This window comes from Acidithiobacillus caldus ATCC 51756, from assembly GCF_000175575.2.
Taxonomy (GTDB): domain Bacteria; phylum Pseudomonadota; class Gammaproteobacteria; order Acidithiobacillales; family Acidithiobacillaceae; genus Acidithiobacillus_A; species Acidithiobacillus_A caldus.
Map to the genome: position 1 here is coordinate 1,225,299 of NZ_CP005986.1, position 13,826 is coordinate 1,239,124.

Consider the following 13,826-nt stretch of genomic DNA (forward strand, 5'->3'; position numbering starts at 1 on the left):
TGCGTCTCCTTCAAGATGCTATGGCGCGGACGACTGCCCGGGCAAGATCGTCCGGCGAAAATTTGGCGACGTAGCCATCGGCGCCCACACCGTGGGCATGCGCCTCGTTGGCACTGCCCGAAAGGCTGGAGTGAATGACCACCGGCAAATCGCGTAGGCTCTCGTTTTCCTTTATTTTTCGGGTCAGGGTGAAGCCGTCCATCTCGGGCATTTCCAGATCGGTGAGTACCATGGCAACGCGGTTACGAATGGGGACACCGGCGGACTTGGCGGCGCTAGCCAGTTCCAGGAGCCGGTCCCAGGCCTCACGACCGGTCTTGGTGGCGATGAAGGGCAGGCTCAGCGCCGTAAGTGCCTTTTCGATCTGGTGGCGGGCGACGGCAGAATCGTCGGCGTAGAGAATGACGGAGCCCGGCGGGATCTGCACGGCGCTGTGCGTGCTCAGTTCATCGCCACTGCGAAAACGCGACGGCAGCACCTGCCGAAGAATCTGCTCGACGTCGAGCACCAGGGCGAGACGCGAGGTCTCTTCATCCTCGTCGAGTCGTGCCAGGCTCGTCACCAGGCCACCCACTGCGGCACCTTCGGCGGAGAGCACTCGTGACCATTCCAGACGCACGATCTCGTCTACGTCCTCGACGGCAAAACCCTGTACCGAGCGCTCGTATTCCGTCACCAGCAGAATATTGCGTTCTTCGACCTTGCAGCCCACCACCGCCGGCAAATCGATGACGGGCAGGATCTGGCCGCGAATGTTGGCCACCCCCAGGACGTGTTGTGGTGCGCCCGGCATAGGCGTGATGCGCGGCATGACCAGGGCTTCCCGCACCTTGAACACATTGATACCGAATAGCTCCCGGCTGCCACTGTGGGCATCGTTACCCAGACGGAATACCAAAAGTTCAAACTTGTTGGTGCCCGCCAGCTGGGCACGCTCATCGACATCGCGTAGGACGGGGTTCATGGTTCGGGCTCCAGATATCAAATGGAAAGGGCGCTTCCCACATCCAAGGCCTCGAACCAGTCGAGAAAGCGCTCGACGTTGGCCCCGCTGTAGATGGCCCCGTGCTGTGGGCAGAGGTGGTCGATATCCAGTTTGCGTACCCGCTCTATCCAGTCTTTCTTGGCAGCGTTGGAGGGCATCCACCGACGGTGAAAATACTCGGCGCGGGCGATGTGTTCGGCAAAGGCCTTGCCGGACTGATCGCGGCGATCGACGTAGGGACCGTGTCCGGGGCCCAATAGGGCAGCGCCCACATCGCCCGAGAAAAGCACCTTGGCCTCTGGATCGTAAACGTGGAAATTGGCCGAGGAGTGCAGGTAGTGCGCGGGGATGAATTCCAAACGGCGACCGCCGATGACCAGATCTGCGCCCTCATCGGGAATACCGTGCAAAGGTGCATCCAATGCCCCGTAGTGACGGATGAAGCCCTCCCAGAGTCGCGGCACATGCCACTGAATCTGGGCGTTGCAGGCATTCCACAGGGGCAGACTGGAGGCGATGTCCGGATCCTGGTGAGAGACAAATGCGGCACGCAGACTGCTGGGGGGTAGGATTTCCATGAGGGCTGCGAAAACCTGGGGGAAGATTTCGAAGCCGCCTGGGTCGAGGATGAGCGCTTGACCCTTGGATTCCATGACGTAAACATTGGAATCGATGACCCGGCGCTCCTCCTGGTCATAGATGATCCACCAGCAGTGATCGTGAAACTCAAATACGGGGGCTGCTTTCATAAGCCAGATTCTCCAATTGGGTCTTGTAGCGCCGGATGGCATCGGCGACCGCCGCTACCGCCTCACCCATGTCCCTAGATACGCGCATCAGCGGGGCGCCAACGGCTTCCACCAGTGCGGCCTCGATGCGACCGTTGGTAACCACGTATTCCTGTTCCTCGATACCTTCCAGTAACTTTTCTACCGTTGCCAGAAGTCGGCGGAGGATGAGGTGGGCCTGTTCCTCTTCCCCAAGGATGCGCTCTGTCCAGGCTTTTCGGCTGTCGCTCAGTGACGCACAGCGAGTGCCGCGGATGCCGAGCCGGCGCTCCATCTCCAGAATGCTGTCCTGCAGCCGACCGTGTTGGAGTATGCGCATCTGCACTTCGATGAGCGGAGCGATGTCCGCCTGCAGCCGGGCTGCGGCTTCCCGAAGCCTGGCGGCGCGCTCGCGAAAGGCCTGCGCGACGACGCCGTAACCGGCCAAGGCCTTGCCGTGGCGTTTCACCAGTATCATGGCGTTAAGGGCCCTCCGATCGATGTCGCGCAGGGACTTTTCCATGTCCCGCTGGGCTTGAAAGGAGGCATCCACCAGTTGCAGCACGGCATCCATCTTCATGGCAGGGTCTCCCGCGTGTATTGCACCGTGGCGGCTTCCAGCGCCTTCTGAACGATGCTGGCAGGGTCAAGAATGAGAACCACCTGGCCTTGTCCGGAGATGGTGGCACCCTGATACCAGTTGGGATCCGAGAGAAAATCCAGAGCTTTGACTACCGAATCCTCGGTACCGAGGACTTCGGAAACCAGCAGGAGTCCTCGGTCCGTCAGCACCCCCTCACTGGCTTCCACGCCCAGTCGCAGTGGCCGCTGGTGCAAGATTTGGCCGAGATCCACCAGAGGCACGACGTTATCGCTGTCCACCCGGTAGACGCTCTGCCCCCCCAGGTGATGTTGCCGCCGCGGATCGATATCCAGAAGACCGTTGATACTGGAAATGGGTAGGGCATAGATCTCGCGCCGCAGGCGCAGATAAAGCACCGGTAACACCGCCAGAGTGAGCGGAAATTCCAGCGCTACGGTAGTACCCTGTCCGGCCTGGGTGGTGAGATCGAGACGTCCGCGCAGGGCACGGGTGGTTTCGCGGACTACATCCATGCCGACGCCGCGGCCAGAGATGTCCGTCACCCGCTCGTTGGTGGAGAAGCCTGGCCGAAAAATCAGCTCGATGGCGTCCTGCTCGCTCAAACGTGTTGCCTGCTCCGCTGTAATCAGGCCCTTTTCCACGGCCTTGGCGGCGACCTTTTGGGCGTCGATGCCGTGTCCATCGTCGCTGACCTCGATCCGGACCTTGTCACCAAGATGGACGGCAGCCACGCGAATTCGAGCTTCTCTGGGCTTTCCCAATGCTTCGCGCTCGGCTGGGTATTCGATGCCGTGATCGAGACTGTTGCGCAAAAGATGGGTGAGGGGCGCAGACAGGGCGTCGACAACGGTCTTGTCGATCTCCACCTCCTCACCGACGATTTCCAGACGAACCTCTTTACCCAACTGCCGGGAGGCGTCCCGAACGACCCGCGGTAGCTGTTGAAACAGCCTCTTGCAGGGCTGCATGCGCAGCCGCATGACGGTGTTTTGCAGATCGTTGACGGTGAGGTCCATTTCGCGAGCGATCCGCGCCATATCCTCGTCACCGTCGAGGATCTTGGCCGCCGCCGCCGTCAGGCGATTGCGCAGAAGCACCAGTTCCCCGACCTGATTCATGACGGCATCCAGGCGCTGCGCATCCACGCGCAGGGTACTTTCGCCAAATTCATTGGCTGTGGGGGGCGAATGCACGGCTTTGGCATGGCTTGGTGGCGAAGCGTTTGCCTGCTCATCCCGGACCAGGGCGGCAGGCTCTGGGCTCGGTGCCGGCGATGGGGATGGCGAGGCTCCACCCAGCCCCGGGGCGCCGTCGCCATAGAGCTTATCTAGGTAGGCCTCGAATTCCTCCTGAGAGATCTCGTCCGTCGTCTGACCTTGCTCTTCGCTGGCGTGGGCGGTTTGGAGTCGCCCCAGTGCGGCCGCAAGATCGGCGGTGGAAATTTCGTCACTAGCCGTCGTCGTTGTTCCTGGCGCGGGTGCGTCGGCGACTGCAGGGGTTTGCTGTGCCGCGTTCTGTGCGCGTGCGGCAGTGAGCTCGCGTATGGTCCTGGCCAGTTCCTCGGGTCCAGGGCTTGGCTCCTCTCCCAGGGCCAGGGTGTTCAACATGTCGGCGATGACATCTATGCCGCGCAGGATGCCATCGATGACCGCCGGGGTTACGGCCACAGCATGCTCCCGCAGCCGATCGAGCAGGTCCTCCAGGTGGTGTGCCCAATCCACCAAGGCAGTGGCCTCGAGAAAGCCAGCGCCGCCCTTGAGGGTGTGGAAAGCACGGAAAAGTGACGCCAGAATATTGTCGTCCTGCGGGTCCGCTTCCAGCCGCAAGGCCATATCCTGAGCCTGTTCCAGAAGCTCACGGGCTTCCGGCAGGTAGTCTTCGAGGATTTCCCGATCCACCCTAGATTCCTAGATCGCGCAGAATGGCGTCCACGTCATCCTGTCCCATGGCAACGGTATCGGCCTGCGTATCGTTGACGTCTGTTGGCGCGGCGACACCAGCGTCGGCGAGCAGCAAACGTATTCGGTGCTCCACCATTTGCAGAAGCGCCAGAGCCTGCTGCAGACGCTGACCCGCCAGATCTTGGCCCTGTTGACTCGCCACGATCTGTCGGAACACCGCCTCCAGCTCGTCATAGGCGGAATCTGCAGGGATGTTTCCCTGGCGCAGGTCCCTCAGCAGCGCCTGACCGTGTTCTACGTAAGCGATGGTCGCCAGAGTCTGTTTCCCTGTGAGTTCCAAAGCTTCCCGCAGAGGTTGATGGGCTCCCGATAATTCCGCGCTGGCCCCCAAGCGTCGCAGCCCCTCCCGTAGCAGGTTTTCGGTCCCTCCGAGCAGATCACCCGAGCTTCCGGAAGTCATTGCTGCACCTCCGCCGCCGCCTGTTGCAGGCGGCGAAAAATGGCATCCAGCTTTTCGCGGAGCGTTTCCGCATTGAAGGGCTTGACGATATAGCCGTTGACGCCCGCCTTGGCCGCTTCCAGTATGTTTTCACGCTTGGCCTCGGCGGTAACCATGAGGACGGGTGTATGCCGGAGCCTGGGATCGGCACGGATGGCGCGCAGCAGATCGATGCCCTGCATATTCGGCATGTTCCAGTCGGAAACGACGAGATCGAAGGGCTTCGCCCGAAGCTTCTGCAATGCCTGGACCCCGTCCTCGGCCTCGTCGAAATTACTGAAGCCCAGTTCGCGCAGCAGGTTGCGGATGATGCGCCGCATGGTGGAGAAATCGTCCACCACCAGGATCTGCATGCTCTTGTCTACTTGGTCGAGCCCCATACTGCTCCTGCTCCTCCTCGATTTCCGGTGTGTTGAGCCGGCGTCCACGGGTGATAAGCAACTTCCATTCCCCGTTCTCGACGCACCTTCCTGTCACGCTTTGTAAAAACGACACGAACGTCAAAAAACTGAAGCCGCCCGTGGGCGGCTTCGCTCGGGGCCTCGTTTGCCTCACTGTGGCGGCGACCAATACTGGGGGTAGCCCATATCCCGGGTCAGCTTGTCCTGGTGAATACGGGCGGCAACGGCGGCTGCCGCTTGCCGGTTCGGTAGGGGTCCCACCAGCACCCGATACAGGGCGTTGGCGGGCAGATTGCCAATGCAGACACTGAAGTTGCCTTGACGCAAACGATTGCTCAGGTCTGTGGCCTGACTGAGGCGTCCAAAGGCTCCCTGCTGCGCGTACCAGCCGGCAACGCTACAGGTGGTTCCCGGTAAAGCGACGGACGTCTTCTTGCTGGCCGCAGTTTTCGCGGTATGCTCCGGCGCCGGTGCTTGCATCGGGACTGTGGCAGGAGACGGTACCGTCGTGGTCTTGGTGGCGGGGGAACGCAGTGGACTCGCTGGCTGAGTTTCCGATCCTGCGACGGCGGGCTGCGACGAGGTCGTTGCAGCGGTCCCGCCCACCGCGACCGAGCTTTCGCTAGCCGCCGTAGAGGGTGTGCGCGCGGCGGAGACCGGCGGCAACTTCAGGTATACGCTCGAGCTGGCCGTTCCCTGCGCCGCCCGGACTGGGGGATTTTGACGATGTGGCCAGGCATTGAAGATCCAGATACCCAGCACCAGGAGCATCAACCCCAGTATGGCCCAGCGCAGACCTGCCTGACGGCGCTCCAGAGTCGATTCCCCCTTACGCATTCCCTTCCTCCTCAGCGTCAGCCGCGCTGCTCGATGTTTCCAGCCATTATCGGATCTCGGCCCAGTTTACTCGGATTTTGCGGCGCGACCACCACGATGCTCACACGTCGGTTCATGGCCAGCCCGGCAGCGGTGTTATTGGGTTCGATGGGATGATACTGGCCGTAACCTGCCGCGACCAGATGTTCCGGATTGACACCCTCAGCGATGAAGAGCTCCGTCACCGCCACCGCCCGCGCCGCCGAGAGGTACCAGTTGGAAGGAAACTGCGCCGTGCGGATGGGTAGATCGTTGGTGAAGCCATTGACCTGGATCTGGTAGGGCACGGTTTTGAGAATTTTTGCGATGGCCGCGAGATTTTGCTGGGCTTCGGGCGTCAGCGTGGCTTGGCCGGAGGGAAAGAGTATCTTGGCATTGAGATCGATGACGACGCCCAGTGCGCTGCTGTGTATGGCCACACTCCCGTCGCGTATGAGCGGCTGCAAAAGCTTCTCCATCTGCTTTTGGAGTTGCTGCAAGTCCGTGTTGCTCTTGGGAGCTTGGGCCTTGGGGCTGACCACTCCTTTGGCGACGCTCGGAGTTGCCGCAATCTTGGCGACGGCGGGCAGCGGCGGCAACTTCAGAACCGAAGTGGGGCCCGCGCTCTCGGCTGGATTCTGCACTGGTGTGATACTCATGGGATGGCCGGTAAAAGCGGAGACCAGCGTCTCGGATAGCACCCGGTACTTGCCCTCGTTGACGGAGGAAATGGCATACATGACGACGAAGAAGGCGAAGAGCAGGGTAATGAAGTCGGCGTAGGAAACCAGCCAGCGCTCGTGATTTTCCCACTCTTCCTCTTGCTTGCGACGCGACATATCCGGATCTCCTGTAGGGATGCAACGATGAAGTATTAGACGGTGCTCGGGATTTTTCCAGAACCGCAACCGGTGGATGGCACGAATGCTGCTTTGACACCGCCATCGTCATCGTAGTAGGGAGCCTGGTCATGGATACACATCCGGACTTCATCAACGCCTTGTTCTCGCCCGCTCAGCGGCAGGAAAGGACGCAAGGTCCACGCCTTCTTGCCGACCTGCAGCAGCATCGCCATCTGCAGGCGCTCGTCACTCGGCCCATGTGCTATGCGCAGACGGAGTTGCTGAGTGTCTCTGAGCCCGACGGCCCAGTCATCGATGAGCTGCGTCCCGATGCCGCGCAGGCGGCACTCCAGGCGGGATCGGAACTGCTGTTGTGGGGATTGGCCCGTGGCATTCCCACGGGTATTGCCGTGCGGATGGTGCGCCACGAAGTCTGGCAGGGCTATGGCGCATTCCGTCTGCTGTTGCCGGTACAGATCTACCAATTGCAACGCCGTCAGAGTCTGCGCGCTGAAGCGCCATCGGATATGCGCGTGACCTTGCAGCGCCGGGGCGCGAGGACCCTGGACGGGGTAGTGCGAGACGTCAGCGCGGGCGGCCTGTCCTGCCGTGTCGCGGTACCACGCGACTATCCCCTGAGTGTGGGCGAGGTTTTGGAGGCCGTGCATTTCGATTTTGCGGGCGAACGCCAGGTCGTGCGGGCACAGATACGTCACCTGCAGGGCCCCTTGCGTCACTCCGGCGCGATCCAGCAGGACCTGGGTCTGGCCTTTGCGGCCGCCCCGGCACAACTGCAAGAGCGGATAATCCACTATGCCATGCGCTGCAATCGTCAAGAATTACGCCGCGCCTACCTGTAAGGAGCCATCGTCGTCGCGACGGTATAGTTGTAGGCAGTGGTCGTGCAGGGTCACCGGGAGCCCTGCTGCAGGCTCTGTGGGCAAGCCCCTGGTGGGTGCGCGTTCCAGGATGATCTGGTGGAAACTGTGCCGGGCCGCGTCGAAGAGGAGGGGAGCCTGATGGTGGGCCCGTAACTCCTCACCCGGTGCCTGGGGGAGAATGACCATGACTAGAACCGTGGGATCGACGCTGCTCTGACCCGGTATCTGTTTTCTGTCGTAGGTCAGGCCAAAGTTTAGCGGGTCCGTGAGCAGGAAGGAAACGTTCGCGTCTGCCAGAGACTGTAACCAAACGAAAGGTCCCTGCTCGCGTAGATGCAACAGGGCATAGTCCGTGTACTGTGCAAAGCCCAGAAGGGGCGGATCACTGCGCCAGCGACAGCGCTCCGGAATGCACAGGGGGCCGAAACGGGTAGAGAATGGGGTATTCATGACCTGTCCTCGTGCGGGATGGCTTCCGTGCCGGACTCTGCTGCGGGGATAATCTGCTCCCGCAGCGGGTGCTCCTGAAGCCAGCGGTCCAGATCCGCGGGATTGGTGTGGGCGGCGCGATTGCCCTCACGCACGCTTTCGCGTAGTTCCTCGCGGAGGATCAACAGGTCTCTGCGGCTTTCGATGCCGATGCGAACCTGTCCATCCTCGATCCGAGTCACCACGATACGGATGTCGTCGCCAATACAGATGGCTTGACCACTGCGACGCGTGAGTACCAGCACGTCAGGCGCTGCCCAGATGATGACCCTGGGACGCGGTCATGACCTGGCCGATCCCATCATATAGCGGCAAATCCCCGCCGAAGAGCACTTGCCAGGCGCCCTCATGGAAGCGTCGCAGGGTAGCGATGAGTCGTCCGTTGTGTTCGTTCTGGCGCCGGAGTTCAAGGAGCAGATCCTGTCGGACGCGCCAGAGATCATCGTCGGTGGGGGAAGTGTGCGACCAGCGTGTCGCCGAGCTCTGGAGTTGGTCGTACAGCCGCAGCTTTTCGGCGGAGAGTCGTTCCACCTCGCTCCAATTGCCGTCTTCCAGCGCCTGCCGCTCCTCAACCATCAGGGTCAGCGCTTGCCGAAGCAGGTCGACCTGTCGCTGCAGGCTGGGATCGGGTGTGGTGCTCATGCACCGGAGGCCTTGTTCTTGGGCAACATCTGCAATTGATCCTGACGCAGACCTTTGGCTATCTCGGCGGGTGATGCACGGTAGCTACCCGCGGCGATGGCGGCCTGGATGGCTGCCAGGTCGACCCGGGCGGGCCGGCTGTCGCCCACCTGCAGCGTCTGCGCTGCTGCCGAAAGGGTAACCTGGTCCTGTATCGGCGTGTTGGCGCCAGCCGATCCCTGGGCGCGCGCGGTGCTCTTGTCGCCGGCCGTTCCGGACCGCTTGGCGTCGCCGGGATTCTGCACTTCACTCGGTGTCACAGCACCGTGGTAAGGCGTAATGCTGGTCATGACGGATGTCTCCACTCGGGCTTCACCAGTGTCTACGACACATTGAAGCAAGAACTTGAGTTGAATTCAAAAAAGATCGCTCCTCAAAAGGGCACCCGCACCGTCGCCACGGCAGTGACCGTCCCCCGGACGACGCGACCGGACTGCAGGTTGCGCACCAGGATACTCTGTCCGGGATGGCCGTTTTCTATGGCTTGCGCCAGGGTGGTAATGCGTACCCCGTCACCCTCTGCCACCAGAGTGACGTTGTTACCACCGTGCACCCAGATGGGTGCGGCCAGCATGCTCTGGGTGATGGGCTGTCCGGCCACGGTGCCGAAACGCAGGGTCCGCCCCGTGGCTTCGCTGAGGCTGGACAAAGGCGTGCCAGCCAGGCTTGCCGCATTTCCAGGCATGAGAGCAAGATCGCCGGCGGTGAGCACGGTTCCCGCCGTCAAGGAGTGGGCGGCGACGACGATTTTCTGGCTCTGTACGATCCGCACGGGCACGTAGACGGTCCAAGGCACCGGTTTGGCGCACTGGACCGCAACGGTCTGCGCGGAGTACGGGTCGCCGGTGCCGAAGAAGCTCAGTTCGAGCCGCTGGCAGGAAGGATACTGGACACCCGCGGGGGGGCCGCCCAAGCGCAGATCGGCGGGCGTCGGGTGATTGGGATTCTGTTCCCCGACAAAACGCTCGACGGCCTGGCGAATGGTCGCCGCACTTTCACTGGTGGTCGCGGCGCCAAAGACAGGCCATGTGAGTAGGGTCACCGCCAGACCCATCCAGCGGCAAGCGGAGAACCAAGTCAGCACCTTTCTGTAACCTCACGCACATTCCTGTATCGGTCCAAGCTCAAGCAAAACACGCGCCAGGATTTTTTCTCGACGACGAGGACGCCTGCTACGTTTCGTGCCTGGCCTCGCACGGCAGCGGCAAAGCCTTGCCGCCAGATGCCCCGTTTTTGCCGCCGGACCGGCAAAGCGGCTTTATGACCTCGACATAAGCCCATATCTGCTTGGGCACGCTCCTTGCTATGTCGCTGTAGGTAGTTTTCTGGAGTTCTGCCCATGACGAGCTTATTGGATCAAACGCTGGACCCACTGGCGGATGCCCTCAAGGTAAGTGGTTATCGTCAACAGCTCTTGGCGGCGAACATAGCCAATGCCAACACCCCGAACTATCGGGCTGTGGATATTCCCTTTGCAAAGACCTTGGCAGCCGTACAACGGGGTGCTGAGGGCAGTCTGCCCATGAAGACCGACAGTACTCGCCAGTTTTCGGGCATCGCCCCTGGTCAGAATCTTGCTGCCTTCGTCCAGTATCAGCGCGGCAATGCGGTGGGGCTCGACGGTAACTCGGTGGATATGGATCGTGAGCAGGCGAGTTTTCTGAAGAACAGTATTGGTTATCAGGCGGACGTCACCTTCCTCACGGGCAAGATCAAAACCTTGCTATCCGCCATAACGGGTACCACGCAATAAGTTTCAACGCTTCGGGGGGTGTACGAATGTCTCTATTTTCCGTATTGGATGTTGCAAGTTCTGCACTGACGGCGCAGAGCTATCGGCTGAATGTCGTGGCCAGCAACCTGGCCAATGCGAATTCCGCCACCAGTTCCGATGGTCAGCCCTATCGCGCGCGCGAGGTGGTATTCGCGGCGACGCCGCTGCACTCCGGTCAGGCGCCAGCGGGGGTCGAAGGTGTCCAAGTGGCTGGCGTCGTTGAAAAACCTGGCCCTTTGAAATTGGTATACGAGCCAGGCAACCCCGCTGCCAATGCCGAAGGCTACGTGCAAATGCCCAACGTCAATCCGGTGGATGAGATGGTCAACATGATTTCGGCATCGCGGGCCTATCAAGCGAATGTGAATGTCATGAATACCACCAAAGCTCTGCTACAGAAAACGCTGACCCTAGGAGCATGACATGTCCATCAGCCAACTTACCTCCGCTACCAATCCCTTTTATGCCTCATTGCAGGGTTCTGGCACTACCAGTTCTGGAAGCGCGAGTTCCGGTAGCAGCGGCCTGGCCAGTGCCAGCACCTTCTACAATTTGCTCGTCACCCAACTGACCAATCAGGATCCGCTCAATCCCCTGAGCAATCAGGACCTGTCGGCACAGCTTGCACAATTCAGCGTTGCCAACGGGGTCCAGGCCATTCAATCGTCTTTGACCGGCCTCATGAGCCAGATCAATCAAAATCAGGGTCTGCAGGCTGCCTCGCTCATCGGCAAATCGGTCACGACCTCGGGAAATCGGTTGCAACTTAGTGATGGCTCGGCGACGGCCGCCTACGATCTGGCCTCCCCAGCCAACTCGGTGAACGTGCTGGTGCAAAATACGGCGGGGCAGACTGTGGCAGTGCTGCCCCAAGGCCCCCAGGGCGCTGGTCTGCAAAGCTTCAGCTGGAATGGTCAGGACAATCAGGGCAATCCCTTGCCAGCCGGTGCCTATCAATTTTCGGTGCAAGCGACAGGGGCCAATGGCCAGCCCGTGAGCAGCACGAGCTATATGTCGGGCGTGGTCCAGAGTGTGACCCTTGGCAGCAGTGGGCCAACCTTGCATTTGAGTGGAGTCGACGGTTCTGTCCCATTCAACGCAGTTCAGAACATTCTTTGAGGAGAGGGATCATGGGTGCTTTTTCTACTGCCTTGAGCGGACTGCAAGCGGCCAATACCGATCTGCAGGTGCTTGGAAACAATATCTCCAATGCCAATACGGTAGGATTCAAGAGCTCCAACGCAGAGTTTGCCGACGCCTACGGCGCGGCGCTGGTAGGCTCGGCACCGACCTACGGACAGGTGGGTATAGGTACGCGGGTCATGACCGTAGCTCAGCAGTTTACTCAGGGCAACATTCAAACCACCAATAATCCGCTGGATGTGGCCATCAATGGGAATGGTTTTTTTCAACTGAATTACAACGGCGATATTGTCTATAGTCGTAATGGGCAATTCCAGCTGAATTCCGGCGGGGTGATCGTCGACGGTAATGGTGCCGAGCTTTTGGGAATCCAGGCACAGAATGGAAAGCTGACGGGTGCTACGGGCCCTCTGACCGTCAGTCAAAATGCACTGCCACCGCAAGCGTCATCGGGAATCACGCTGGCCTTGAACCTCAATTCTACCAACCAGAATCTGTCCGGTGCTGCTTTCAATATCAACGATCCCAATACCTATAATTACTCCACCAGCAACACCATCTACGATAGCTTGGGCACCCCGCAGCTGGTAACGACCTACTACCAGTTGGTTTCGGGTGGTACCGGGTCCACCACGGCGACCTCCGGCGAAACCTGGAATGTCTATTACTCTGCCACCGGCACTACGGGCAGCGGGGGAATTACCTCCGGCTCACTCGGTCAACTGGTTTTTTCCAGCACGGGGCAGCTGGTTTCTGGCGGTCCCTTCAATGTCAATCCGCCCCTCAATTGGCAAGATGGGGCGCAAAGCAGCACGCTCAATGTATCCTACAGCGGCAGTACGAATTACAACGCGCCCAATGCCGTAGTGTCGGCTACCACCAACGGTTATGGCGTTGGCCAATTGACGGGACTATCCATTGACCCCGGCGGTAATATCTACGCACGCTACAGCAACGGCCAATCGCAGGTGCTTGGGCAGATTGCCCTGACTCGGTTTGCCAACAACAACGGCCTGCAGAATCTGGGGAACAACTACTGGGCGTCCAGCTACTCCTCCGGATTGCCGTTGAGTGGTGCTCCCGGTAGCACCAACCTGGGGGTCCTGCAGTCCGGTGCGGTGGAGCAGTCGAATGTCAATCTATCTCAAGATCTCGTCAACCTCATCGTCGCCCAGCAGGCCTATCAGGCAAACGCCCAGACCATCAAGACCCAGAATACCGTCGTCCAGACCTTGCTCAGTTTGTGACCGGTAGGTCTCCATGGATACCCTATATATTGCAATGACCGGCGCCAAGGCGATTCTGGAACGCCAGACCGCCACGGCAAACAATCTGGCCAACGCCAATACCACGGGATTTCGGGCGGAAATGGCGCAATTTCGCGCTCTGCCCGTATATGGCCAGGGATTGCCGACCCGGGTGTATACCGCCACCACCGGGGAAAGCTGGGATTTTCGCAGTGGTCCCATCGTGCGCACGGGCCGGGCCTTGGACGTCGCGGTGAACGGTCCGGGCTGGATGGCGGTACAGGCACCCGATGGAAAGGAGGCCTATACGCGAGACGGCAATCTCCAGGTCAACGGCCAAGGCCTACTGGTTACGGCAACCGGGCATCCGGTTCTGGGCGTCAATGGGACGCCCATATCCTTGCCGCCCATGAGTCATCTCACCATTGGCGCCGATGGCGTGATCTCGGGTATTCCGGCCGGTAATCTGCCGGACGGCCTGATGGCCATCAATCAGATCAAATTGGTCAATCCTCCCGCCAATCAGCTGCGCCAGAGTAGCGATGGCCTGTTCGTCAACGTCGATGGTAAGGCCGCGCCTGAGGATGGGAAGGTAGTGCTCGAAAGTGGCGCTCTGGAGGGCAGTAATGTCAATCCCATCCATGCCATGGTCCAGATGTTGCAAGACAGTCGCCAATTCGAGATGCAGACCAAGTTGATGCAGACCATTTCGCAGGATCGGGATGCAGCCAATCAGATCCTGATTCTCTCCTAGGAG

At 60.4% G+C, this 13,826-nt stretch carries 19 protein-coding genes; 6 read left to right on the top strand and 13 right to left on the bottom strand.

The features are described from left to right. Positions 1-10: 10 nt before the first annotated feature. The 8 genes from ACAty_RS06020 to motD form a co-directional block, all read right to left on the bottom strand. Positions 11-964 (bottom strand): chemotaxis protein, encoded by a 954-nt coding sequence (locus ACAty_RS06020; protein WP_004871931.1) that lies wholly within the window; start codon positions 962-964, stop codon positions 11-13. A 17-nt stretch (positions 965-981) separates the two neighbouring features. Continuing rightward, positions 982-1,734, bottom strand: coding sequence for an oxygen-binding di-iron domain-containing protein (locus tag ACAty_RS06025; protein WP_004871934.1), 753 nt, complete (start codon positions 1,732-1,734; stop codon positions 982-984). Then, a complete protein-coding gene (locus ACAty_RS06030) occupies positions 1,712-2,332 on the bottom strand; it encodes a hypothetical protein (RefSeq protein WP_004871936.1) in 621 nt (206 codons plus the stop codon). Before ACAty_RS06030 ends, ACAty_RS06025 begins: the two co-directional genes overlap by 23 nt. Beyond that, positions 2,329-4,254, bottom strand: coding sequence for a chemotaxis protein CheA (locus ACAty_RS06035; RefSeq protein ID WP_004871938.1), 1,926 nt, complete (start codon positions 4,252-4,254; stop codon positions 2,329-2,331). The genes ACAty_RS06030 and ACAty_RS06035 overlap by 4 nt, the downstream gene beginning before the upstream one ends. Position 4,255: 1 nt before the next feature. Next, entirely contained in the window at positions 4,256-4,717 is a 462-nt protein-coding gene (locus ACAty_RS06040) for a hypothetical protein (RefSeq protein WP_004871940.1), read from the bottom strand. Further along, complete coding sequence (cheY, locus tag ACAty_RS06045) at positions 4,714-5,136, bottom strand: chemotaxis response regulator CheY (protein WP_004871942.1); 423 nt, start codon at positions 5,134-5,136, stop codon at positions 4,714-4,716. Before cheY ends, ACAty_RS06040 begins: the two co-directional genes overlap by 4 nt. Before the next feature lie 171 nt (positions 5,137-5,307). Continuing rightward, positions 5,308-5,994 (bottom strand): SPOR domain-containing protein, encoded by a 687-nt coding sequence (locus ACAty_RS16390; RefSeq protein ID WP_226047750.1) that lies wholly within the window; start codon positions 5,992-5,994, stop codon positions 5,308-5,310. 17 nt (positions 5,995-6,011) lie between these two features. Beyond that, the gene (gene motD / locus ACAty_RS06055) at positions 6,012-6,851 is read right to left on the bottom strand and encodes a flagellar motor protein MotD (RefSeq protein WP_004871945.1); all 840 of its coding nucleotides are present in this window, start codon (positions 6,849-6,851) and stop codon (positions 6,012-6,014) included. Positions 6,852-6,982: 131 nt separating this feature from the next. Between motD and ACAty_RS06060 the strand changes: the two genes are divergently transcribed. Beyond that, positions 6,983-7,714: a flagellar brake protein gene (locus ACAty_RS06060; protein WP_004871946.1), complete on the top strand. Its 732-nt coding sequence runs from the start codon at positions 6,983-6,985 to the stop codon at positions 7,712-7,714. Here the strand turns inward: ACAty_RS06060 and fliW are convergent. From fliW to flgA, 5 genes are all read right to left on the bottom strand, one after another. Next, entirely contained in the window at positions 7,694-8,185 is a 492-nt protein-coding gene (fliW, locus tag ACAty_RS06065; RefSeq protein ID WP_004871948.1) for a flagellar assembly protein FliW, read from the bottom strand. The genes ACAty_RS06060 and fliW overlap by 21 nt on opposite strands. Next, positions 8,182-8,469: a carbon storage regulator gene (locus tag ACAty_RS06070; RefSeq protein ID WP_004871950.1), complete on the bottom strand. Its 288-nt coding sequence runs from the start codon at positions 8,467-8,469 to the stop codon at positions 8,182-8,184. Before ACAty_RS06070 ends, fliW begins: the two co-directional genes overlap by 4 nt. 1 nt (position 8,470) lies before the next feature. Further along, positions 8,471-8,866, bottom strand: a complete 396-nt coding sequence (locus ACAty_RS06075; RefSeq protein WP_004871951.1) for a flagellar export chaperone FlgN — start codon at positions 8,864-8,866, stop codon at positions 8,471-8,473. After that, the gene (locus ACAty_RS06080) at positions 8,863-9,195 is read right to left on the bottom strand and encodes a flagellar biosynthesis anti-sigma factor FlgM (RefSeq protein ID WP_004871952.1); all 333 of its coding nucleotides are present in this window, start codon (positions 9,193-9,195) and stop codon (positions 8,863-8,865) included. The genes ACAty_RS06075 and ACAty_RS06080 overlap by 4 nt, the downstream gene beginning before the upstream one ends. An 83-nt stretch (positions 9,196-9,278) precedes the next feature. Further along, positions 9,279-9,989, bottom strand: a complete 711-nt coding sequence (gene flgA, locus ACAty_RS06085; protein ID WP_226047751.1) for a flagellar basal body P-ring formation chaperone FlgA — start codon at positions 9,987-9,989, stop codon at positions 9,279-9,281. A gap of 255 nt (positions 9,990-10,244) precedes the next feature. On the opposite strand from flgA, the gene flgB reads away from it, so the two are divergent. Genes flgB through flgF form a run of 5 tightly spaced genes read left to right on the top strand, consistent with a single transcriptional unit; the run spans position 10,245 to position 13,823 of the window. Next, positions 10,245-10,658, top strand: a complete 414-nt coding sequence (gene flgB / locus ACAty_RS06090; protein WP_004871956.1) for a flagellar basal body rod protein FlgB — start codon at positions 10,245-10,247, stop codon at positions 10,656-10,658. Between the two features lie 26 nt (positions 10,659-10,684). Further along, entirely contained in the window at positions 10,685-11,101 is a 417-nt protein-coding gene (flgC, locus tag ACAty_RS06095) for a flagellar basal body rod protein FlgC (protein WP_004871957.1), read from the top strand. 1 nt (position 11,102) lies between these two features. Continuing rightward, positions 11,103-11,798, top strand: coding sequence for a flagellar hook assembly protein FlgD (locus ACAty_RS06100; protein ID WP_004871959.1), 696 nt, complete (start codon positions 11,103-11,105; stop codon positions 11,796-11,798). An 11-nt stretch (positions 11,799-11,809) separates the two neighbouring features. Next, positions 11,810-13,069 carry a flagellar hook protein FlgE gene (gene flgE, locus ACAty_RS06105; protein ID WP_004871961.1) on the top strand — a complete coding sequence of 420 codons (1,260 nt, stop codon included), beginning with the start codon at positions 11,810-11,812 and terminating at the stop codon, positions 13,067-13,069. A gap of 13 nt (positions 13,070-13,082) precedes the next feature. Continuing rightward, on the top strand, positions 13,083-13,823 hold the full coding sequence (flgF, locus tag ACAty_RS06110; RefSeq protein WP_004871962.1) for a flagellar basal-body rod protein FlgF: 741 nt from the start codon (positions 13,083-13,085) through the stop codon (positions 13,821-13,823). Positions 13,824-13,826: the final 3 nt, after the last annotated feature.

What these genes read in the sequence shown, in the direction of transcription:
- ACAty_RS06020 (WP_004871931.1), bottom strand. Translation starts at nt 964, where the DNA reads ATGAACCCCGTCCTACGCGATGTCGATGAGCGTGCCCAGCTGGCGGGC.
- ACAty_RS06025 (WP_004871934.1), bottom strand. Translation starts at nt 1,734, where the DNA reads ATGAAAGCAGCCCCCGTATTTGAGTTTCACGATCACTGCTGGTGGATC.
- ACAty_RS06030 (WP_004871936.1), bottom strand. Translation starts at nt 2,332, where the DNA reads ATGAAGATGGATGCCGTGCTGCAACTGGTGGATGCCTCCTTTCAAGCC.
- ACAty_RS06040 (WP_004871940.1), bottom strand. Translation starts at nt 4,717, where the DNA reads ATGACTTCCGGAAGCTCGGGTGATCTGCTCGGAGGGACCGAAAACCTG.
- cheY (WP_004871942.1), bottom strand. Translation starts at nt 5,136, where the DNA reads ATGGGGCTCGACCAAGTAGACAAGAGCATGCAGATCCTGGTGGTGGAC.
- ACAty_RS16390 (WP_226047750.1), bottom strand. Translation starts at nt 5,994, where the DNA reads ATGCGTAAGGGGGAATCGACTCTGGAGCGCCGTCAGGCAGGTCTGCGC.
- motD (WP_004871945.1), bottom strand. Translation starts at nt 6,851, where the DNA reads ATGTCGCGTCGCAAGCAAGAGGAAGAGTGGGAAAATCACGAGCGCTGG.
- ACAty_RS06060 (WP_004871946.1), top strand. Translation starts at nt 6,983, where the DNA reads ATGGATACACATCCGGACTTCATCAACGCCTTGTTCTCGCCCGCTCAG.
- fliW (WP_004871948.1), bottom strand. Translation starts at nt 8,185, where the DNA reads ATGAATACCCCATTCTCTACCCGTTTCGGCCCCCTGTGCATTCCGGAG.
- ACAty_RS06075 (WP_004871951.1), bottom strand. Translation starts at nt 8,866, where the DNA reads ATGAGCACCACACCCGATCCCAGCCTGCAGCGACAGGTCGACCTGCTT.
- ACAty_RS06080 (WP_004871952.1), bottom strand. Translation starts at nt 9,195, where the DNA reads ATGACCAGCATTACGCCTTACCACGGTGCTGTGACACCGAGTGAAGTG.
- flgB (WP_004871956.1), top strand. Translation starts at nt 10,245, where the DNA reads ATGACGAGCTTATTGGATCAAACGCTGGACCCACTGGCGGATGCCCTC.
- flgC (WP_004871957.1), top strand. Translation starts at nt 10,685, where the DNA reads ATGTCTCTATTTTCCGTATTGGATGTTGCAAGTTCTGCACTGACGGCG.
- ACAty_RS06100 (WP_004871959.1), top strand. Translation starts at nt 11,103, where the DNA reads ATGTCCATCAGCCAACTTACCTCCGCTACCAATCCCTTTTATGCCTCA.
- flgE (WP_004871961.1), top strand. Translation starts at nt 11,810, where the DNA reads ATGGGTGCTTTTTCTACTGCCTTGAGCGGACTGCAAGCGGCCAATACC.
- flgF (WP_004871962.1), top strand. Translation starts at nt 13,083, where the DNA reads ATGGATACCCTATATATTGCAATGACCGGCGCCAAGGCGATTCTGGAA.